Source organism: Streptomyces albospinus (assembly GCF_014648695.1).
GTDB classification, from domain to species: Bacteria; Actinomycetota; Actinomycetes; order Streptomycetales; family Streptomycetaceae; genus Streptomyces; species Streptomyces albospinus.
The window spans coordinates 125,979-146,406 of the sequence record NZ_BMRP01000011.1; the positions used below are offsets into that span (position 1 = coordinate 125,979).

Below are 20,428 nucleotides of genomic sequence, written 5' to 3' on the forward strand. Positions count from 1 at the left end.
ATGACGGTGAGGTGGTGGGCCATGTGGGGCTCCATTGGTGGTCGTGGTGGTGAGTTTTCGATGGTCGTGGTGGTGTGTTTCCGGTTCTGGGTGCTGCGTCCTGGGGGGTGTGTTTCCGGTTCTGGGTAGTGCGCCTCCGGTCCTGGCCGTGGAGGTCTTCGTGGTGGGTGGTGGGTGGTGGGTGGCGGGGTGTGGCCGGTGTGGCCGGTTCGGGTGGTGTGGGTGGTGAGGTGGGGGGCGGACGGGGTGGTGCGGGGGTGGGGCCGGTCGTGTGGGCGGTGCTCGTGAGCTTGGACGGATGGGGGTACGGCGGATGTGACATCCGACTGGTGGATCGGGTGTTTGTGCTGGTCAGGGCGACTGTCAGTGGCGTGGTTCACCATGGGTCGAGAAGCTGCGGACCGATCGCGGAGGGGACCACGGACGGGGCCACGGACGGGACCTGAACGGGACGGTGGAGGGGGCCTGGACGGGATCGCGGAGGGGACTGGACGGGATCGCGGACGGGACCTGGATGGGGTTACGGACGGGGCCGTGGACGGTGGCGCGGAAGGCAACGCGTGGCCATGCGTGCCAATGCGTGCCAATGCGTGGCAAAGCAGCGGTGGCGTGGCAGGGATCTGGATCTGGATCTTGCGGATGTGCGGGCCGGGGAGTCGGTCCGTGCGGGACGGGAAGGCGGTGATCGCGTGGCAGGGCGCGGTAAGGAGACGGTGCGGGCGGTGCGGCGGCCGGAGCTGCGGTTGCCGGAGCTCCGGCCGTACGACGGCGCGGAGCTGGAGCCCGAAGGGGACTACGACGGGCTGGAGTTCGCGGGGACGGACTGCTCGGGGCAGTCGGCGCGAGGGGCGCGCTTCATGGATTGCGCGCTACGGCGGTGCGCGCTGGACGAGACGGTGCTCAGCCGGGCGCGGATCATCGGCAGTGTGCTGAGCGGGGTGCGCGGGGTCGGCACGGACCTGTCGCAGGCGATGCTGCGCGATGTGGAGGTGTCGGACGCCCGGCTCGGCGGGGTACAGCTCCATGGCGCGGCGCTGGAGCGGGTCGTGGTGCGCGGCGGGAAGATCGATTTCCTGAATCTGCGCAAGGCGAAGCTGCGGGATGTCGCCTTCGAGGGGTGCGTGCTGGTCGAGGCGGACTTCGGGGGCGCGGAGCTGGAGCGGGTGACGTTCGACGACTGCACGCTGGCACGGGTGGACTTCAGTGCGGCCCGGATGAAGGACGTCGATCTGCGCGGTGCGGCTGCGGTGGATATCGCGCGGGGGATCGACCGGCTGGCGGGTGCGGTGATCAGTCCGGCCCAACTGATGGATCTGGCACCGGCGTTCGCGGCGCAGGTGGGCGTGCGGGTGGAGTGACCGGCTGGTGTGACCGGCTGGTGTGACCGGCTGGTGTGACCGGTTGGAGTGAGGCGGGGTGTGAAGAGGGGAGCGGAGCGGGTGAGGGGCCTCGGGCCTCGGAGGCGACCGGGGGAGTGGGGGGACGTGACGAGGAGGGCTGGTGTGACGAGGCAGGGCGTGCCCGTCGGCCGGAGGGGTCAGACGCGGGGGAAGCGGGCCTGGAGTTCCCAGATGGCGGGGTTGTCGGCGAGGCCGTCGTGCATATCGGCGAGGTCGGCGATCAGGTCGTGCAGGAAGTCGCGGGCCTCGCGGCGGAGCGCGGCGTGGTTGAAGGTGAGCGGGGCCTCGTCGGCCGGCATCCAGTCGGCGTCGATATCGACCCAGCCGAAGCGGCGCTCGAAGAGCATCCGGTCCGCGGATTCGGTGAAGTCGAGCTCGGCGTGGATCGGCCGGGCGGAACGGCTCCCGCGCGGGTCGGTGTCGAGCTGCTCGACGATGTCGCACAGCGCCCACGCGAAGTCGAGCACCGGAACCCAGCCCCAGGCTGTGGACAGCTCGTGGTCGGACTTGGTGTCGGCGATGTAGACGTCGCCGCAGAAGAGGTCGTGGCGCAGGGTGTGCACATCCGCGGTCCGGTAGTCCGTCTGCGGCGGATCCGGAAAGCGGCGGGAGAGGGAATAGCCGAGGTCGATCACGTCTTGATGGTGTCACGCCGGTGCGGCGGGCGGTCCGGATGGTCGGGCCCCGCCGGCCCGCCCCGGCCGGCCCTGGGCCCGTGCGGCCTCGGGACGATCACGGCAACGAGTTCGCGCGGGACGAGCAACGAGTTCGCGCGGGGCGAGCGCCGAGATCGCGCGGGACGACACGACGTACGACGGGAACGGGTAGGGGGGATCGCGCACGGCGAGGCAGCGCACGGCGGGAACGCGTAGGGCGGGATTGCAGACGACGAGGCAGTGCACGGCGAGACGGTGCACGGCGGTATTACGCACGACGGGACCGCATACGGCGGGATCGTCACGATCAGAGGGTGGGGTAATGATCATGTCTGGTTCGCTGGTGAGACGTTCGGGGGTAGCGCTGGTGTCGGCGGCGGCGCTGGTGGCGCTGCCGGTCGTGCCGGTGCTGCCGGGTGGTGCGGGTGGGCAGGGCGCGGCGGCGTACGCGGTGGGTTCGCCGGCCGCCGGCGGCGGACCGGTCGGTGCCGCCGCGCCGTACGCGCAGGGGCATTGGCGTGGCGGCTGGGCGGCGGCGCCACAGCAGGCGACCGGAGTGTTCGGCAAGAACTGGTCGGAGGGCGGCTTCGCCCGGCAGACGGTGCGTCAGGTCGTCCGGGTCGCTACGGGCGGCGCACAGGCCCGTATCAAGCTGTCGAACCGCTACGGCGCGGCGCCGCTCAAGGTGGCCGGTGCCACCATCGCGCGGACCGCCCAGGGGGCTTCGGTGCAGGCGGGGTCGGTGCGCCAACTGACCTTTGGGCACGGGCGGTCGGCGACCATACCGGCGGGCGGTGAGCTGCTCAGCGACGGTGTGGGGTTGCGGGTGCGCGCCCTGGAGTCGGTGACCGTCACGCTGTATCTGGATGCGCCGACCGGCCCGGCCACCTTCCATGCGATGGCCATGGCCACCAGCTATCGCGCGGCCGGTGACCACCGCTCCGATGTGGGGGCCGCGGCGTTCACCGAGACCTCGCAGTCCTGGTACTTCCTCTCCGGCGTCGAGGTCGCCGGTGGCGGGACGGCCGCGCGGCGGGACGGCGTGGTGGCCTTCGGGGACTCCATCACCGACGGGTACGGCTCCACGGTCGGCGCCAACCGCCGCTATCCGGACCAGCTGGCCGAGCGGTTCGCCGCCGCGGGCCGACCGCGCAGCGTCCTCGACGAGGGCATCAGCGGCAACCAACTGACCAACAGCACCGGCGGGTTCGGCGAGAAGGCGGTGGTCCGCTTCCGGAAGGACGCGCTCAACACGCCGAATGTGGGCACCGTCGTCGTCCTGGAGGGCATCAACGACATCGGTATGAGCGAGTGGAGCGGCGTGCCGGGCGGTCCGACCCCCGAGGTGTCCGTCCAGCAACTCATCGCCGCACAGCGGGAGTTGATACGTCAGGCGCACGGCAAGGGCATCCGGGTGATAGGCGCGACGCTGACGCCGTTCAAGGGGGCCGAGTATTACACCGAGCGGGGCGAGATCAAGCGCGAGGCGCTGAACGACTGGATACGCACCTCGGGTGAGTTCGACGGGGTGGTGGACCTGGACCACGCGTTGGCCGATCCCGCCGACCGGGGCCGGATCGCGCCCGCGTATGACGAGGGCGACCATCTGCACCCGAACGACGCCGGCTATCGCGCGATGGCCGAGGCGGTCGACGTCAACGCGTTCTGAGGGGGCAGGTACCGGCCCCGGCGCCCGACGTCGCTGCTGATGCCCGGTGCCGGTGCCCGGCGTCGGTGCCAGTGCCGGTGCCCGGCGTCGGCGCCGGTGGCCCTCCGCTTCGTACCTTGGCCTGGCCATCGCCATCGTGCCTACGGCAGGGGCAGCGCTCGCGCCTACGGCAGTGTCAGTACGCGTGGCCCGTCGTCCGTCACCGCGACCGTGTGCTCGAAGTGGGCGGCGCGGCTGCCGTCGGTGGTGCGCAGGGTCCAGCCGTCGGGGGCCGCGTAGTAGCCGTTGCCGCCGCCGGACAGGAACATCGGCTCGATGGCGATGACCAGGCCGTGGCGGAGGACGAGCCCGCGGCCCGGTCGGCCGTCGTTGGGGACCGGCGGGTCCTCGTGCATCGAGCGGCCGATGCCGTGGCCGCCGAAGTCGTCGGGGATGCCGTAGCCGGCGGCGCGTCCGACGCGGCCGATGGCGTGCGAGACATCGCCGATGCGGGCGCCCACCACGGCCGCCGCGATGCCCGCTTCCAGGGCCCGCCGGGTGGTCTCCATCAGCTGCTGGTCCTCGGGGCGTGCGGTGCCGACGGTGAAGCTGGTGGCCGCGTCGCCGGCCCAGCCGTCGACGATCGCACCGCAGTCGATGCTCACCAGATCGCCGTCGCGCAGCCGGTAGCCGTCCGGGATGCCGTGCACGATCGCGTCGTTGACGGAGGCGCAGATGACGGCCGGGAAGGGGGTCGGCGCGAAGCCGGGGCGGTAGCCGAGGAAGGGGGAGGTGGCGCCGGCCTCGCGCAGGACCGTACGGGCCACCTCGTCCAGATCCAGCAGTCGTACGCCGGGGGTGGCCGCGGCGCGGGCCGCGGCCAGGGCGTCCGCGACGACCCGGCCGGCCACGCGCATCGCGTCCAGCGACGCATCCGTCTTGATCTCCACCATCGGTACGACCTCCCGTTCGGGCCGCCCGTGCGCACCTCGGCGCCGGGCGGCGGGCACAGCTTCGTGCGGCCGGTATTTCTTTACCGGTATTTCTTTACCGGTATTAGTATCACGGGCATGGTGCGCACTCCATTGACCCCCTGGGAACGTGAACGCGGCGAGCGGCTGGGCGAGCTGCTGCGGGCGGCGCGCGGCGAGCGGAGCATGGTCGAGGTCGCCGCGGCGGCCGGGCTGTCCGCGGAGACGCTGCGCAAGATCGAGACGGGGCGGGCGCCGACGCCGGCGTTCTTCACGGTCGCCGCGCTGGCCGGCGCGCTCGGGCTGTCGCTGGACGAGGTGGCCGTGCTGGCCACGCCACCGGACGCCGCACCGGAAAACGGCGCCCATGGAGGCGCGGCGGCATAGGGCGGGCCGGCCAGGGGGCGCGCCCGCGGATCCCGCCTGGCGCGGGGTGCTCCCCTGTTGGGGTCCTCGACGCCCTGTTGGATCCTCGAAGAGAGCTGCCCCGTCCGGGAGCAGGCCCTCAACGGGAAGAGAGTCGCCCCCCTCCGGGAGCAGGCGCTCAACGGGAAGGGTCGCCCCCGTCCGGGAACCGACGGCTCCCGACGCGAAGAGCCGCCCGCTTCCAGAGGACGGCACCCAACACGAAGGGCCGGCCCCTCTCGGGAACCGGCCCTCCGGCGGGGCGTCAACTGCCCCTGGTGCCTGGGGTGGTACCTCAGGTGTCGGCCCCGGGTGCCTCAGACGTTGACGCCGAAGTCCTGGGCGATGCCGGCCAGGCCGGACGCGTAGCCCTGGCCCACCGCGCGGAACTTCCACTCCGTGCCGTTGCGGTACAGCTCGCCGAAGACCATGGCGGTCTCGGTGGCGGCGTCCTCGCTGAGGTCGTAGCGTGCGATCTCGGCGCCGCCGGCCTGGTTGACGATGCGGATGAAGGCGTTCCGGACCTGGCCGAAGTTCTGGCTGCGGCTCTCGGCGTCGTAGATGGAGACCGGGAAGACGATCTTGTCGACGTCGGCGGGCAGCGCGGCGAGGTCGACCTTGATCGACTCGTCGTCGCCGTCGCCCTGGCCGGTGGTGTTGTCGCCGGTGTGGACGATGGACTGATCCGGCGTCGCCTTGTTGTTGAAGAAGACGAAGTGCTGGTCGGAGTAGACCTTGCCGGTGGCGTTGACCGCGATGGCGCTGGCGTCGAGGTCGAAGTCCGTGCCCGTGGTCGTGCGGACGTCCCAGCCGAGGCCGACCGTGACGGCGGTCAGGCCCGGTGCCTCCTTGGTGAGCGAGACGTTGCCGCCCTTGGACAGGCTTACAGTCATGGGAAGTCCCTTTCCTCGTCGAGGTCACAAGCGTGAGGTGACAAGCGTGAGGTCACACGCTGCGGGCTCCGCCCCGGGCGGAGCTGCCGTCACCCGTCTCAACGCGGCCGGGGGACCGGGTGGTTCCAGGTTTCTTTACCTTTTTTGCTCGTCCTTGACGTCGGCCTTTGCCTGACCCTGATGCCGGATCGGTGGCCCGCCCCGGGAAAGTGAGGTGACGGACGCCCGTGGGCGCGGGATCATGGGAGGCATGTCCGGGCCCTATGTCATCCGAGGTTCGGTCGTCCTGCCGGAGGCCGAACTGGTCTGGCGCTTCTCGCGCTCCTCCGGTCCGGGCGGCCAGCACGTCAACACCAGCGACAGCCAGGTCGAGTTGCGCTTCGACCTGGCCGGGACGAAGGCGCTGCCCCCGGTGTGGCAGGAGCGCGCCCTGGAGCGGCTGGCCGGCCGGCTGGTCGACGGCGTGCTGTCCGTACGGGCCTCCGACCACCGCTCCCAGTGGCGCAACCGCGAGACCGCGGCCGTACGGCTCGCCGCGCTGCTCGCCGAGGCCACCGCGCCGCCGCCCAGGCCGCGCAAGAAGTCGCGGATCCCGCGCGGGATCAACGAGCGGCGGCTGCGCGAGAAGAAGCAGCGCGGCGAGACCAAGCGGGGCCGCTCGGGCCGTGATTGGGGCTGATGGGGCCGGCGGCCCCGGCCCTCAGTCCAGTCGGCGGTACTTCCCCCGGAAGTACGTGAGCGGCCCGTCGTCATCGTCGGACGTCGTGGTCGCCAGCACGCGCCCGATGACGAGGGTGTGGTCGCCGGCCACCACCCGCTGCTCGGTGCGGCACTCCAGCGTCGCCAGCGCGCCGCCGACGAGCGGGGCGCCGGACGCTTCGCCGCGTACGGACGGAATATCCTCGAAGAGCAGCCGGTCGCTGATGCGGCCCTTCATGGCGAATCGTCCTGCTACGTGGCGCTGATGACCCGAGAGCACCGAGACGGCCCAGAGCGGCTGCTGCGCCAGCAGGTCGTCCATCCGGGAGTCGTTGCGAACGCTCACCATGACCAGCGGCGGATCCAGGGAAACGGACAGGAACGCCGTCGCGGTCATGCCGACGTCCTCGCCGCGCGGTCCGGCGTCCGGGTCGCGGGCGGTGATCAGCACCACGCCTGCGGCGAGGCGGGACAGGGCGGCACGGAACTCGTCGTCACTCACTCCAACAGAATGCGCGATCGGCGCGTCGCCCGGCACGGAGGCGAGGGCGACGGTGGGTGCGGCGAGGGCGGCGGAGCCGGCGGCCGGGGTGGCGGCAGGAGTTTTCGTGAACACGCCATGAACGCTAACTTCGACAGGCGCCGGTCTGCATCGGACCCCGGGACCACTCGCGTCCTAGGTCCGACGGCGGAGGTGATCGCCCTCCGGAGCGTGCGGGGCGGCGGCCGGGGGCGCCCGCGGGAGCCCGCAGAAGTGCTCGGAGGTGGCTGGAATTTGCGTTCAGGAAGTTTTCAGGGAGTGTCCGAGTGGTGTTCGGGCGCCCTGATGAGCTGCGGCGGCGGGCCGGTAACCGGTCGTCACGGCCTGTGACTTGAGTCACAGCGGGCGCTAATTGTTGACCCTGTGTACCGAGTGAACAGCTCACTGTGATTCAGTGAGCGTGGAATCGGACGACGAAGAAGACGACAACGAATCGGTGGAGTGCTGTCGAGGTCTCAGGGAGAGCGAGCGATGGAGACCGAGTCGGAGCCCTATGTCCGTCTTGCGACCCTGCGGCAGCTGCACCAAGTGGTCGCCGAGCTGAACACCGCACGCAGCCTTGCGGACACCTTGCAGTCCGTTGCCGACGGGGCGATCGTCGGGCTGGGCTTCGAGCTCGCCGCGGTCAACCTCGTGCGGCCGGACGGCGATCTCGTGGTCGCCGCGGTGGCCGGCAGTGCGGGCGCCGAGGCGCTGATGGCCGGACGGGTGGGCTCGCGCTCCTCATGGGACCGACGGCTGTCCATGGGGGAGCGCTGGGGCGATCTGTGCTTCATCCCGTACACCGAGGGCTGGGTGCTGGATGACGACGACGTGCCCCAGTGGCACACCGCCGGACCCGCGCCCCGCTTCCCCGACGAGTGGCACCCGATGGACCGGCTCTTCGCGCCGATGTACACGGCCGCCAACGGCAACGGCGAGCTGCTCGGCGTGCTCTCCGTGGACCGGCCGCGCAACGGCCGGCGGCCCGGCCCCTGGGGCCAGGAGGCGCTCCAGATGTACGCGTTCCAGTCGGCCATCGCGATCAGCAACGCCCGGCTGCGGGCCAACATGCAGCGCGCCCTGGTCCGGCTGGAGCGCGAGCAGCAGGCGCTGCGCGCCAGCGAGGAGAGCTTCCGGCAGGCCTTCGAGTACGCGCCGAGCGGGATGGCCGTCGCCGAAATGGGCGGTGACCAGCATGGACGGCTGCTGCGTACCAACGACGCGCTGTGCCGGCTGCTGGGCCGCCCGGCGTCCGCGATGCGCCGGCTGTCCTTCTCCGACCTCGTGCACCCCGAGGACATCGGCACGCTGCTGCGCACCTCCGCCGAGGGTGGCCGCGCCGAGCTGCGGCTGGCCCGCCGGGACGGCACGTACGTGTGGGTGTCGCTGCGCAACTCGGTCGTCGCGGACACCGCCGACGGGCCCCGCTTCCTGCTCACCCACGTCGAGGACATCGAGGAGCGCAAGCGCCATGAGCTCCAGCTCGCGCACCGCGCCAGCCATGACTCGCTGACCGGGCTGCCCAACAGCGCCGAACTGCGCGCCCGGCTCGGCGCGCGGCTGTGCTCCCGCCGGCCGGGCTCGCTCGCCGACGCCTATGCCTCCTCGGGGGCGGACGGTTCCGATCCGCGTGCTCCGCACGGCTTCGGGGCGGACGGCAAGGAGCCGTTCGACGGGCTCGACGGCTTCGAGGGCAAGACCGGCACTCCGGTCCCGTTCGACCACCACGTCCATCTCGTCGCGCCTGACGACGGGCCCGAGGACGACGGTTCCAAGGGGCTCGCGGTCCTCTTCTGCGACCTGGACGGCTTCAAGTCGATCAACGACCGCTTCGGTCACAACACCGGTGACGCGGTGCTGATCGAGGTCGCCCGGCGACTGACCAACGGCGTCCGGGACGGCGATACGGTCGCCCGGCTCGGCGGCGACGAGTTCGTGGTGCTGGCCGACGGGCTGGGCACGGCCGATGCCCAGGACCTCGCGGTCCGGCTCCGCAACGCGATCATCCCGCCCATCCGGGTCGAGGGCCGGGCCGTGCGGGTCGGTGCGAGCTTCGGGATCGGCTGGGCGAGCTGCGGGATGACGGCCGAGGAAGTGCTGGAGTCGGCCGACCAGCGGATGTATGTGGAGAAGCGCTCCCGGTCGAAGGGGAACCGGCGGGCGGCGGGCTGAGCGCGGCGCCGGGCCGGGAACCGCGGCCCCGGTGCCGCGCATCTCACACCCGCGGCATCGTGCCTGGCGTACCGCCCGTTCACCGTTCCTTAGTGATCTTGTGACTGGGCGGGATCGGCGTGGTACGGCCTTGACGGGGTAGGCTGCGCCGATGCGGCGCGGCGCCGCCGGGGCCCGGAAAGACAGTTCGCGCGGATGCCCGCGAACGCGTACATCACGCGTGCGGACGCGTACGGATCGCTTGGGAGTGACAGGGGATGACGGCCGGTAACAACGGCGCGGACACGCCGGAGAACGACGACCCGTTCGGCTACCTCTACCGCTCGGAAGGCGGCGAGGGCGGCGCGGGCCCGTCGGGCGACGGCGGGCCGGCGCGGCAGCCGGGCGTTCCGCGGACCTCCTACAACCAGGTCCGCGCGGTCGGCCAGCGGCAGTACGGCGGCCAGCAGGCCCAGCAGCAGTCGTACGGCCAGCAGAACGCCCACTACGCCGCGCCCGAGACGCTCCCCGGAGGCGGCGAGCGCACCCGTCAGGCCCCCGCGTACGGCAACCAGGAGCCCCGGCGCGGCCGGAACGGCCTCCTGATAGGCGCGGTCGCGGTGGTCGCGGTGGTCTGCATAGGCATCGGCGTGGCGATGCTGACCAACAGCGGCGACAGCACGAACGACACCGCGAAGAAGCCCGGCCCGACGGCCGGCGACTCGGTCGAGCCCAGCGCCCAGCCGTCCACCAAGCCCTCCCCCGGCGCGCTCCCCAAGGACGACGCGGGCGCGCTGCGGCTCGGTGGCGGCGCGACGACCGCCAAGGACGTCAAGGGTGCGCGCACCGCCAGCGGGTCGTATGTCGCGGGGATGAACACCCCTGGCGCATCGGCGACTTGGACGCTCAACGCGGACACCGCCGGCCAGTACAAGTTCTGGGTCGGCTACGGCGTACCCGGCAAGGACGCCAATCTCACGATAACGGTCAACGGCCAGGCGCTGACCCGGCCGATAAGCCTGAACAACTTCGCACACGCCCCCGACGGCGCCTGGGACAAGGGCTGGACCAAGTCCTGGTCGCTGGTGCAGCTCAACAAGGGCACCAACACCATCAAGCTGTCGTGCGAGAACGGCAACCAGTGCAACGTGAACCTCGACCAGGTCTGGCTGGCCCCGCCCAAGCCCTAGGGTCCTCACGCCGCCGTAGGACGGTCCGTCACCACCACGTGCGGCAGCAACTCTTCATAGGTCGCGGGGTCGAACTCGCCTGCGGCCGGGGCCCGTACGGTGGCGGCGGACAGGGCCACCGCGCGGGTGAGGCGGTCCGGCCAGGGGAGTTCCTCGACGAGGCCGGAGAGCAGGCCGGCCACGGCGGAATCCCCGGCTCCGGTCGGGTTGCCGGCGATCGGCCGGGGCGGTGCGGCCTGCCAGGCGCCGTCGGCGGTGACCGCGAGCATGCCGTCCGGGCCGAGTGAGGCGGCCACCGCGTGGGCGCCGCGGCGGCGGGCGTCGCGGGCGGCGCGCAGCGGTTCGGTGCTGCCGGTGAGGGCGGCCAGCTCGTCGGCGTTGGGCTTGGCGAGGTCGGGGCGGGCGGCCAGGCCGCGGCGCAGCGGTTCGCCGCTGGTGTCGAGGAGGACGGGGACGCCGGCGGCGTGTGCGGCGCGGGTGAGGCGGGCGTAGACGTCCACGGGGACACCGGGCGGCAGGCTGCCGCAGAGCGCCACCGCCCGTGCCTCGCCCAGCAGTTCGCGGTAGGTGCCGAGGAACGCGGCCCATTCTGCGGGGGAGACGGTCGGGCCCGGTTCGTTGAGCTGGGTGGTGTCGCCGGTGGCGGCGTCGACGACCGCGATGGTGCGGCGGGTGGTGCCGCCCACCGGGACCAGCGCGTCGGTGACGTCGGTCTCCTGGGTGAGCAGGGCGCGCAGGGCCTCGCCGGTGCCGCCGCCCGCGAAGCCGGTCGCGACCGTGCGGTGGCCGAGCGCGGCCAGCACGCGGGCGACGTTCAGGCCCTTGCCGCCGGGGCGTTCGGCGACCTCGGTGACGCGGTTGGTGGCGTGCGGGTGGAGCCGGGGGACGCGGTAGGTGATGTCCAGGGCGGCGTTCAGCGTGACCGTGAGGATCATGGTCTCCCCTCCGGGAGGCCGGCCGGACGGCCGTGGGTCTGGCACCGCGTGCGGCGGTGGCATACGGACAAGTGCGCGAGCGATCATGCCATCGCGGGTGCCCGTACGCCCAGACCCGGTACGGCCACGCGGTGTTGCCCGGCCACCGGGCAGGTGGCCGGGCGCACCCGGAGCCCGTCGGCTCAGACGCCCTGCGGGCGCACCAGCCACTCGCCGCGGCGCATGACGCCCACCGGTTCGTAGGCCGCGTCCAGCACCACCAGGTCGGCGTCCTTGCCGACCTGGAGGGAGCCGGTCCGGTCGTCGATGCCCAGCAGCCGGGCGGGCGTGGCGGAGAGCGACTGCACGGCCTGATCGATCGTCAGTCCGTCGACGGTGACGGCGCGTTGGAAGACGCGGTCCAGGGTGAGCGTGGAGCCCGCGATGGAGCCGGCCGTCGGGCCCTCGCTGATCCGCGCGACCCCGTCCTTGACCTCGACCCGCATCGGGCCGAGCGGATACAACCCGTCGGTCATCCCGGCCGCTCCCATCGCGTCGGTGATGAACGCGACCCGTTCGGAGCCCGCCTCGCGGAACGCCATCTGGAGGACCGCGGGGTGCAGATGGGTGCCGTCGTCGATCAGCTCGACGGTGATCCGCTCGTCCTCCAGGAGGGCGGCGACCGGGCCGGGCGCCCGGTGGCCCAGTGCGGGCATCGCGTTGAAGAGGTGGGTGGCGACGGTGGCCCCGGCGTCGATGGCCCGGCGGGTGGCGTCGTACGTGGAGTCGGTGTGGCCGATGGCGGCGATCACCCCGGCGTCGGCGAGGAGCCGTACCGAGTCCAGCCCGCCGTCCAGTTCGGGGGCGACGGTCATCATCTTCGCGGCCCCGTGCGCGGCGTCGACGAGCTTGCGGACGTCGGCCGGGTCCGGGTCGCGCAGCAGCTCGGGCTGGTGTGCGCCGCAGCGGTGCGGGGAGATGAACGGGCCCTCGAAGTGGATGCCCGCCAGGTCGCCCTGCTGGACCAGCTCGGCCAGCACCGCGGCCTGCCGGGCGAGGTCGCCCAGTTCGCCGGTGACGGTGGAGGCGAGCATCGAGGTGGTGCCGTGCCGGCGGTGGGTGCCGATGGCCTTCAGGCACTCCTCGGGGTCGGCGGACGAGAAGGAACCGCCGCCTCCGCCGTGGACGTGCAGGTCGACGAAGCCGGGGACGATCAGGTGCCCGGGCAGCTCGACGACGGTCTCCGCCGCGGCACTTGCGTCGCCGGCCTCCGGCACCCGGTCCAGGTCGCGGCTGTGGATCCCGGCGATGCGGGTGCCCTCGACGGTGATCCGGCCGCTGTCGACGACGCCGTGAGGACGGGCGATGCGGGCGCCGGCCAGGACGGTGCGCCGGGGGGCCGAGGTCCGTCCCGCGGACTGTTGCTGTGCCATCAGGCGGTTACCTCCGTGGAGAGAAGATCCCAGGCGAGCAGTCCTGCGCCCAGGCAGCCGGCGGCGTCCCCGAGAGCCGCCGGAACGATCGAGGGGAGCCGCTGGAACGTAACGCGCCGCCGGACCGCTTCCCGCAGAGGCGCGAACAGCGTGTCGCCCGCCTCGGCGAGCCCGCCGCCGATGATCAGCGTCTGCGGGTCGAGCAGGGTGAGCCCGATGACCAGGCCGTCGGCGAGGGCGTCCACCGCGTTCTGCCAGACCTCCCGGGCGCGCGGGTCGCCGGACTCCACGGCCTTGGCGCAGTCGGCGGCGCCGGCCGCCGGATCGCCGCAGACCGCCGCCCAGTCGCGGCCCGCCGCCGCGGCCGAGGCCACCGTCTCCAGGCAGCCGCGCTGCCCGCAGCCGCACGCGCGCCCGCCGGGCCGGACGACGATGTGGCCGATCTCGCCGGCGCTCCCGTGGGCGCCGGCCTCGATCCGGCCGCCGATCCCGATGGCGCCGGCGATGCCGGTGCCCAGGGGGACGAAGAGGAACCGGTCGGCGTCCCGGCCGGCTCCCATCCGGCCCTCGGCCAGGCCCCCGGTGCGGACGTCGTGGCCGAGGGCGACCGGCACTCCGCCGAGTCGCCGGGACAGCAGCGCGCGCATCGGTACGTCCCGCCAGCCGAGGTTGGCGGCGTAGACGGCGATGCCGGCGGCCTCGTCGACGATGCCGGGGACGGCGACGCCGGCGGCCAGGGCGGTGCTGCCGAAGCGCGCCCGGCCGATGTCGCGCAGCTCGGCGGCGAATCCGAGGATCGTCTCGACGACGTCGGCGGGGCCGCGTTCGCGCCCGGTGGGGCGTCGCGCCTCGTAGAGCAGGGTGCCGTCCGCCCCGGCGAGGGCGGCCTTCATTCCGGTGCCGCCCACATCAAGGGCGATGACGTGTCTCACGGGAACAGTTTCGCGCGATCCGCCATGAAAGGTCTAGTCCACTCGCCGCCCCGGTCGCGCCGGCGCCCGAATTCGCATCTGTGGTACGCGCGGGTAGCATTTTGTCTTCGCCATCCCACACGGTGCCTGACCTGCGCAAGAGGCAGGGCGATAAGGAAACGGAATGGGGAGTGGTGTAGACCTTGTGAGGGGCAGTGGGGAGACTCGCTGTTCAGCGTCGGTCGAGGGCGACCCCCGAGACGGCGATGGGAAAACCCGGCAGACACGGAATTTCGGGACAAAGGGGCGGTAAACAGCGGTGCAGCGGCGGTACTTGAGCCTGGCGGCGGTGGGGCTGGCCGCCACCATGACACTGACTCTTACCGGTTGCGGAAGCGGTTCGGGCGGCAACGATGTCACCCTCAAGCTGATCGCGGCGGACTACGGCGACAGCAAGGCCAACAGCTCCCAGCACTACTGGGACGATCTCGTCCGCGCCTTCGAGGAGCAGAACCCCGGCATCAAGGTCGACGTCAGCGTCTACAGCTGGACCGACGTCGACAAGAAGGTCGAGGACCTGGTCGACGCCGGCAAGGCCCCCGACATGGCTCAGATCGGCGCCTACGCCGACTACGCCGCGCACGGCAAGCTCTACACCGCCGACGATCTGCTCTCCATCCCCGTCCAGGCCGACTTCACGCCCTCCCTGGCGGAGCCCGGCGAGTACCAGCGGCTCCAGTACGGCATGCCCTTCGGGGCCAGCACCCGGCGGCTCTTCTACAACAAGAAGCTCTTCGCGCAGGCCGGCATCACCAACCCGCCGCAGAACTGGGACGACATCGTCAGCGACGCCCAGGCGCTGAAGGCGCACGGCGTGAAAATACCCTTCGCGCTGCCCCTCGGCCCCGAGGAGACGCAGGCCGAGACGCTGGAGTGGATGCTCGCCGGAGGCGGCGGCTACACCGACAACATCGGCAAATACACCATCAATTCGAAGGAGAACGTCAAGACCTTCGAGTGGCTCCAGAAGGAACTCGTCGGCAAGGGCCTGACCGGCGCCGACCCCGCCAAGCTCAACCGCGGGGACGCCTTCGCGGGCTTCGCGGACGGTGATGTCGGCATGCTCAACGGCCACCCCACCCTCATGAAGCAGGCCGAGGCCAAGGGCATCGACTACGGCACCGTCGAACTCCCCGGCGCCAACGGCAAGGCCAAGGCCACCATGGGCGTCACCGACTGGATGATGGCGTTCAAGCAGAACGGCCACCGCGCGCAGATCGGGAAGTTCCTCGACTTCGTCTACAGCGAGAAGAACGTCCTGAAGTTCTCCGCGGACTACAACTTGCTGCCGGTCACCACCTCCGCCTCCCAGGCGATGCTCGCCGACGACCGCTTCAGCAAGCTCCACGGCTTCCTCAACCAGCTCCCCACCGCCCAGTTCTACCCCGCCAACAAGACCTCCTGGCCGCTGGTCTCCAAGACCGTCAAGTCCCGGATGGGCGCCACCGTCGGTCCGCAGGGCAACCCGTCGGCGGTACTCACCGACATCCAGAACACCGCCGACACCGCCGACAACGCCACCGAGTGAGGCCGGCGGCTCCGAGGCCGTGGGCCGGGGCGATGAGGCCGTGGGCCGGGCAAGGGGGCCGCGGCCCGGGCGTCGGTGCCGCGGTCCGGGCGCCGCGGCCCCCGACCGGGCGCCGGAGGGCGCCCGGTGGTGGGCTTATCGTGGAAATGTGATGGCGGAGGGCATGGACGGTACGGACGACGCGGGCGGCGCGGGCGGCGCGGGCCCGGAGCGCGGGCTCTCCTCCCGCGACGAGGCGGTGCTCGCCGTGGAACGCCGCTCCTGGTCCGGCCCCGGCGCCAAGGAACGCGCCATCCGCGAACAGCTCGGCATCTCCCCGACCCGCTACTACCAGCTCCTCAACGCGCTGCTCGACGACCCCCGGGCGCTGGCGCACGACCCGGGGACCGTCAACCGCCTGCGCCGCGTACGGGACGCCCGCCGCGCCCGCCGCTAGGGTCCGACCCACCGCACAGACCCCGACCCCCGCCCGGCGCTCCGGCCCGCCGCCGTGATGCGCCCGTACACCCGGCGTGCGCCCGTGCCCCGCCGGTAGGGTCGCTCCATGGGCAGCACTCCGAACGCCGCGCCGCAACCCGAACCGACGCCGGAGCCGGCGTCCCCCGCCGTCCCGGCACCGCACACGCCCGCCGGCCGCGAGGGCCTCGCCGCGCTGCTGGCGCACCCCGAACGCGCCGTCGTCGCCCTCGACTTCGACGGCACGCTCGCCGACATCGTCCCCGACCCGGCGAAGGCCCGCGCGCACCCCGGCGCCACCGCCGCCCTCGCCCGGCTCGCCCCGCAGCTGTGCGCGGTCGCCGTGATCACCGGCCGCCCGGCCGCCGTGGCGGTCCGCCTCGGCGGCTTCGACGGCATGCCGGGCCTGGACCACCTCACCGTCCTCGGCCACTACGGCGCCGAGCGCTGGGACGCCGCGACCGGCGCGCTGCACGCCCCCGCCCCGCACCCCGGCATCGCCGCCATACAGGCCGAACTCCCCGGCGTACTGGACCGCTCCGGCGTCTGGCGCGGCACCTGGGTCGAGACCGCCGTCGAACGCAAGGGCGGCCGGGCCGTCGCCGTCCACACCCGCCGCGCCACCGACCCGCAGCACGCCTTCGAGACGCTGCGCGGACCGCTCACCGAACTCGCCGAACGCCACGGCCTGATCGTCGAACCGGGCCGGCTGGTGCTGGAACTGCGCCCGCCCGGCATGGACAAGGGCGTGGCGCTCGCCGACTGGGTACGGGAGACCGGCGCCACCGCCGTCCTGTACGCGGGCGACGACCTCGGCGACCTCGCCGCCTTCGCCGCCATCGAGAAGCTGCGCTCCGACGGGGTGGGCGGCGTCCTGGTGTGCAGCGGCAGCAACGAGGTCACCGAACTCGCCGAGCGCGCCGACCTGGTCGTCGACGGCCCCCGGGGCGTGGTGGCGCTGCTGAGCTCCCTCGCGGACCGCATCGGAAGCCGGCGCTGAGCCCGCCCGGGCCGCTCCCGGCGGGCCCCGCCACTCCCTCAGCCCCAGGGCTGTTCCCTCAGCAGCCCCAGGGCTGTTCCCTCAGGCCCGGGGCTATTCCTTCAGGCCCAGGGAGGACAGCGCCGTCGTCCAGTCGTGCGCGATGACCTGCTGCGCCTTGACCAGGTCGGCCTTGCCGGAGCAGATGGCGGCCTTGAGCTTGTTCTCCACCCCGTCCTTGGGGTTGTTCGGCCCGGCGCCCGGCTTGTGTCCCGGGGACGGCGGCTCCACCCACAGGTTGCGCGGGTCGTTGGGGTCGCCGCCCAACTGGAGGCTGATGAGGTGGTCGTACTCGGCGTCGTGCATCGGGCCGGTGTAGCCGTACGACTTGGCGTTGGCGGCCTTCTCCCGGTTGGTGATGCTCACCGGCGGCCGGATGCCCTTGGTGTAGCCGCTGGAGCAGATGGTGGCCTTCAGCGTCTGCGGCGTGACCTTCGGATTGGTCGCCCCGGGGGTGCACTTGGGGTCGGGCAGCGGCTGCTTGTCGGCGGTGTACCGGACGTGGCAGGTGCCGGGGTCGGGCTGCTTCTGGACCGTGTACGCGGACTGCGGCCCGGGGCCTACGGGTATCGGCCCGGACGGGGCGGAAGCGGAGGAGTCCGGCGCCCCGGACTTCGAGGAGCCGCCGCCCTTCGGGTCGGACCCGCTCTTGCCGGACGTGCAGCCGGCGAGCGTGGTCGCCAGGACGGTGACGGCCGCAACCGCGGCCCATCGTGCGGAGATTGACATGGAACAAGAACTACCCCACTCCGGCCCCACACAGCCGCGCGACGGGAGTGCGGGGGAGCATCCGCGGGGCGCGCCGGGCCCCGCGGCCCTAGCGTCCCCGCCGGAAGCGCTCGCCGACCGCGCCCTGGTCGGTCTCCCACCAGGGCCGGGTCAACTCCGGCTGCGGTACGGAGGTTTCGTCCCGTACATCCGATTCGTCCGTCGTGGCGGTGTCCTCTGTCGCCGGTCCGGCCGCGTCCGGAACCGCCGCGGGGGCGACCACCGCCAGCTCCCGGTCCAGTTGCGCGTCCAGCGCCGCCGTCCTGCCGCGCTCCGCCCGCACCCACTCCGCGAACACCGCGATCATGAACGGCAGCCCGACCAGCTCCGCGATCGACAGCATCAGCCCGCCGCCGAGCATCTGGTCCTGCTCCGGACTCGGGCCCCACGGACGGTGCTGGGAGGTGTACCAGCCGCCCGCGATCAGCGTCCCGCTGGTCATCACCACGATCCCGGGCACCGCGTCGACCAGCCCGTCCAGCATCACCAGCAGCGCCCGCACCGGATGGCTGCACCACGAGGGCAGCAGCTCCTCGCGGGTGAGCATCGGCAGCACGAACAGGCTGCCGGTGACGATCAGTTGCAGATACATCAGCTCGTGCAGCGGGCCGTGCCGCAGCGCCGTCGAAAAGTACGGCGTGAAGTAGATCGCCAACTCGGAGGAGAGCACCAGAACGGTACTGACCAGCGGAAACGTCAGCAGTCGCAGCACCCGCCCGGAGAGCGCCGAGCGCAGCCGGCGCGCCGTGCGGCCGTCCTCCGGCAGCGCCCGCAGCGCCAGCGAGAGCGGATCGCCGAGCGCCAGCCCGAGCGGCGCGATCAGGTCGAGCACGATGTTCTGTACCGCGGCCGGCCAGAACAGCTCATGGTCGTAGACCGCCAGCCCGGACATGGTCGCCACCACGACCGCCCCGAGCCCCAGGCCCGCGAACGCCGCCGTCCGCGCCACCGGCCACCGCTCCCCGCGCCGCGCCAGCCGGACGATCCCCCAGGCGTAGAGGCCGCCCAGCACGAGCACCAGCACGAGCGCGTACGGGTCGAGCTGCCAGCTGCCGACCAGCCGCCCCGCGGTGAGTTCCGGCAGACCGGCCGCGAGCGCCGTGGTCGCAAGCGTTGTCACTGTCACGGACCACCACGCTAGCCGGGCCCGCGAACGATCTACCGGCGGGGCACCTCGGTGCGCCCCTCGTCCGAGCCCTCAAGGCGCAGGGGGACCGACCGCCGACGCGCCCGCGCGGGTGCCGGTCACTCCGCCAGCGCCCGCAACTGCTCCAGGAACCACCGCGCCGGCGGCAGCGCGGTGGCCGCCGCGGCCAGCCGCGCACTGCGCTCCGCCCGCTCCCCGGCGGGCATCGACAGCGCCGTGTGCAGCGCCTCCGCGGTCGCCACGACGTCGTACGGATTGACGCCCAGTGCGTCCTCGCCCAGCTCCTCCCAGGCGCCCGCCTCCCGCGAGAGCACCAGCGCACAGCCCGCGTCGGACACCACCGGCACCTCCTTCGCGACGAGGTTCATCCCGTCCCGGATCGGATTGACCAGTGCCACGTCCGCGAGCCGGTACGCCGCCAGCGACCGCGCGAAGTCGTCCTTAACGTGCAGCACGACCGGCTGCCAGTCCGCCGTCCCGAATTCGGCGTTGATCTCGTCCGCGAGCCGGCCGACCTGGGCCGTGTAATCGCGGTAGACGGGCAGGTCCTGCCGCGAGGGATAGGCGAACGCGAGGTGCACCACCCGCTCCCGCCACTCCGGGCGGTCGGCCAGCAGCCGCCGGTACGCCAGCAGTCCGCGGACGATGTTCTTGGACAGCTCCGTCCGGTCGACCCGGACGATCGTCTTCCGGTCCGCCCCGCCGATCTGCTCCCGCAGCACCGCCATCCGCTCCTCGACATCGGCCCGCCGCGACCGCTCCCGCAGGAACTCGGCGTCGGCCCCCAGCCCGTGCACCCCGATCCTGGTCCGGTGCGCCTTGCGGTCCGGCGGCATCGCGATGACGCTGGGCACGTCATGGCGCGGCCAGTGCGCCGTGCAGTCGCCGCCCAGCGCCCGCTCGCAGCACGCCATGAACGCCCGCGCCCACCTCTGGGTCAGGAAGTTCGCCCGGTCGGCACCGAGGATCCCCAGCACCAGCTGCCGCTGGACGTCGTCCGGCAGCATCGCGAAGTACTCCGGCGGAGCCCAGGGCGTGTGCGAGAAGTGCGCGATCCGGACGTCCGGCCGCACCTCGCGCAGCAGCCCCGGCACCAGCGCCAGGTGGTAGTCCTGCACCAGCACCGCCGCCCCCGGGCTCGCGCAGTCCGCGAGCGCGCCGGCGAACGCCGCGTTGTACGCCTCGTACGCCGCCCACTGGCCGCGGAAGTCCGCGTCGAACACCGGCTCCACGGGCGTCTGGTAGAGCATGTGGTGCACGAACCACAGCACGGAGTTGGCGATGCCGTTGTACGCGGCGGCATGCACATCGGCCGCGATGTCCAGCATCCGGACGCGCTGTCCACCGGTGTCCGCGGTGTCCAGCAGACCCCCGGTCCGCCGCACCGCCTCCCGGTCGCCGTCCCCCAGCGCCGAGCACACCCACACCGCGTCGGTCTCCGGACCGATCGCCGACAGACCCGACACCAGCCCCCCACCGCCCCGCCTCGCGGTCGGCTCCCCGTCCTCTCCCAGGACGTACGACACCGGCCCACGGTTGGACGCGACGAGAACCTCGGCACCTGGCTGGACCGCACTGCGCTCGGAGACCATGTCGCGACATTAACCACTGACCGATCCGCGCAAACGTACGGATC

At 72.5% G+C, this 20,428-nt stretch carries 19 protein-coding genes; 9 read left to right on the top strand and 10 right to left on the bottom strand.

The features are described 5' to 3' along the window. The first annotated feature begins 713 nt into the window (after positions 1–713). A complete protein-coding gene (locus IEZ17_RS17380; protein ID WP_189301267.1) occupies positions 714–1,358 on the top strand; it encodes a pentapeptide repeat-containing protein in 645 nt (214 codons plus the stop codon). A 179-nt stretch (positions 1,359–1,537) separates the two neighbouring features. Here IEZ17_RS17380 and IEZ17_RS17385 read toward each other — a convergent pair whose 3' ends face one another. After that, a complete protein-coding gene (locus tag IEZ17_RS17385; protein ID WP_189301087.1) occupies positions 1,538–2,035 on the bottom strand; it encodes a hypothetical protein in 498 nt (165 codons plus the stop codon). 343 nt (positions 2,036–2,378) lie between these two features. Here IEZ17_RS17385 and IEZ17_RS17390 point away from each other — a divergent pair, with 343 nt between their 5' ends. Beyond that, a complete protein-coding gene (locus IEZ17_RS17390) occupies positions 2,379–3,725 on the top strand; it encodes an SGNH/GDSL hydrolase family protein (protein WP_189301089.1) in 1,347 nt (448 codons plus the stop codon). A gap of 164 nt (positions 3,726–3,889) precedes the next feature. On the opposite strand, the gene map is transcribed toward IEZ17_RS17390, so the two are convergent. Further along, the gene (map, locus tag IEZ17_RS17395; RefSeq protein ID WP_189301100.1) at positions 3,890–4,657 is read right to left on the bottom strand and encodes a type I methionyl aminopeptidase; all 768 of its coding nucleotides are present in this window, start codon (positions 4,655–4,657) and stop codon (positions 3,890–3,892) included. A gap of 117 nt (positions 4,658–4,774) precedes the next feature. On the opposite strand from map, the gene IEZ17_RS17400 reads away from it, so the two are divergent. Further along, on the top strand, positions 4,775–5,062 hold the full coding sequence (locus IEZ17_RS17400; RefSeq protein ID WP_189301102.1) for a helix-turn-helix domain-containing protein: 288 nt from the start codon (positions 4,775–4,777) through the stop codon (positions 5,060–5,062). A 335-nt stretch (positions 5,063–5,397) separates the two neighbouring features. Here the strand turns inward: IEZ17_RS17400 and IEZ17_RS17405 are convergent, their stop codons facing one another. After that, positions 5,398–5,973: a TerD family protein gene (locus tag IEZ17_RS17405; RefSeq protein ID WP_189301104.1), complete on the bottom strand. Its 576-nt coding sequence runs from the start codon at positions 5,971–5,973 to the stop codon at positions 5,398–5,400. A 250-nt stretch (positions 5,974–6,223) separates the two neighbouring features. On the opposite strand from IEZ17_RS17405, the gene arfB reads away from it, so the two are divergent. Next, on the top strand, positions 6,224–6,652 hold the full coding sequence (gene arfB, locus IEZ17_RS17410) for an alternative ribosome rescue aminoacyl-tRNA hydrolase ArfB (RefSeq protein ID WP_043265618.1): 429 nt from the start codon (positions 6,224–6,226) through the stop codon (positions 6,650–6,652). A gap of 21 nt (positions 6,653–6,673) precedes the next feature. On the opposite strand, the gene IEZ17_RS17415 is transcribed toward arfB, so the two are convergent. Beyond that, on the bottom strand, positions 6,674–7,288 hold the full coding sequence (locus IEZ17_RS17415; protein ID WP_229852340.1) for a flavin reductase family protein: 615 nt from the start codon (positions 7,286–7,288) through the stop codon (positions 6,674–6,676). Positions 7,289–7,684: 396 nt separating this feature from the next. On the opposite strand from IEZ17_RS17415, the gene cdgB reads away from it, so the two are divergent. Next, positions 7,685–9,367 carry a diguanylate cyclase CdgB gene (cdgB, locus tag IEZ17_RS17420; RefSeq protein WP_189301110.1) on the top strand — a complete coding sequence of 561 codons (1,683 nt, stop codon included), beginning with the start codon at positions 7,685–7,687 and terminating at the stop codon, positions 9,365–9,367. A gap of 257 nt (positions 9,368–9,624) precedes the next feature. Next, on the top strand, positions 9,625–10,536 hold the full coding sequence (locus IEZ17_RS17425; RefSeq protein ID WP_189301111.1) for a carbohydrate-binding protein: 912 nt from the start codon (positions 9,625–9,627) through the stop codon (positions 10,534–10,536). Between the two features lie 5 nt (positions 10,537–10,541). Here IEZ17_RS17425 and IEZ17_RS17430 read toward each other — a convergent pair whose 3' ends face one another. The 3 genes from IEZ17_RS17430 to IEZ17_RS17440 all read right to left on the bottom strand — a co-directional run bounded on the left by IEZ17_RS17430 (position 10,542) and on the right by IEZ17_RS17440 (position 13,815). Next, positions 10,542–11,471, bottom strand: a complete 930-nt coding sequence (locus IEZ17_RS17430; RefSeq protein WP_189301112.1) for a 1-phosphofructokinase family hexose kinase — start codon at positions 11,469–11,471, stop codon at positions 10,542–10,544. 182 nt (positions 11,472–11,653) lie between these two features. Continuing rightward, the gene (gene nagA, locus IEZ17_RS17435) at positions 11,654–12,883 is read right to left on the bottom strand and encodes an N-acetylglucosamine-6-phosphate deacetylase (RefSeq protein WP_189301114.1); all 1,230 of its coding nucleotides are present in this window, start codon (positions 12,881–12,883) and stop codon (positions 11,654–11,656) included. Beyond that, on the bottom strand, positions 12,883–13,815 hold the full coding sequence (locus IEZ17_RS17440) for an ROK family protein (RefSeq protein WP_189301116.1): 933 nt from the start codon (positions 13,813–13,815) through the stop codon (positions 12,883–12,885). The genes nagA and IEZ17_RS17440 overlap by 1 nt, the downstream gene beginning before the upstream one ends. A gap of 298 nt (positions 13,816–14,113) precedes the next feature. On the opposite strand from IEZ17_RS17440, the gene IEZ17_RS17445 reads away from it, so the two are divergent. The 3 genes from IEZ17_RS17445 to otsB all read left to right on the top strand — a co-directional run bounded on the left by IEZ17_RS17445 (position 14,114) and on the right by otsB (position 16,838). Further along, the gene (locus IEZ17_RS17445) at positions 14,114–15,382 is read left to right on the top strand and encodes an ABC transporter substrate-binding protein (RefSeq protein ID WP_189301118.1); all 1,269 of its coding nucleotides are present in this window, start codon (positions 14,114–14,116) and stop codon (positions 15,380–15,382) included. A gap of 151 nt (positions 15,383–15,533) precedes the next feature. Continuing rightward, positions 15,534–15,818 carry a DUF3263 domain-containing protein gene (locus IEZ17_RS17450; RefSeq protein WP_373299851.1) on the top strand — a complete coding sequence of 95 codons (285 nt, stop codon included), beginning with the start codon at positions 15,534–15,536 and terminating at the stop codon, positions 15,816–15,818. 108 nt (positions 15,819–15,926) lie between these two features. After that, on the top strand, positions 15,927–16,838 hold the full coding sequence (gene otsB / locus IEZ17_RS17455) for a trehalose-phosphatase (protein ID WP_189301120.1): 912 nt from the start codon (positions 15,927–15,929) through the stop codon (positions 16,836–16,838). Positions 16,839–16,931: 93 nt separating this feature from the next. Here the strand turns inward: otsB and IEZ17_RS17460 are convergent, their stop codons facing one another. The 3 genes from IEZ17_RS17460 to IEZ17_RS17470 form a co-directional block, all read right to left on the bottom strand. After that, positions 16,932–17,606, bottom strand: a complete 675-nt coding sequence (locus tag IEZ17_RS17460; protein ID WP_189301122.1) for an RAD23 family protein — start codon at positions 17,604–17,606, stop codon at positions 16,932–16,934. 88 nt (positions 17,607–17,694) lie between these two features. Then, positions 17,695–18,771, bottom strand: coding sequence for a cytochrome c oxidase assembly protein (locus IEZ17_RS17465; RefSeq protein ID WP_373299853.1), 1,077 nt, complete (start codon positions 18,769–18,771; stop codon positions 17,695–17,697). 119 nt (positions 18,772–18,890) lie between these two features. Then, positions 18,891–20,384 (bottom strand): alpha,alpha-trehalose-phosphate synthase (UDP-forming), encoded by a 1,494-nt coding sequence (locus tag IEZ17_RS17470; RefSeq protein WP_189301123.1) that lies wholly within the window; start codon positions 20,382–20,384, stop codon positions 18,891–18,893. Between the last annotated feature and the right edge of the window lie 44 nt (positions 20,385–20,428).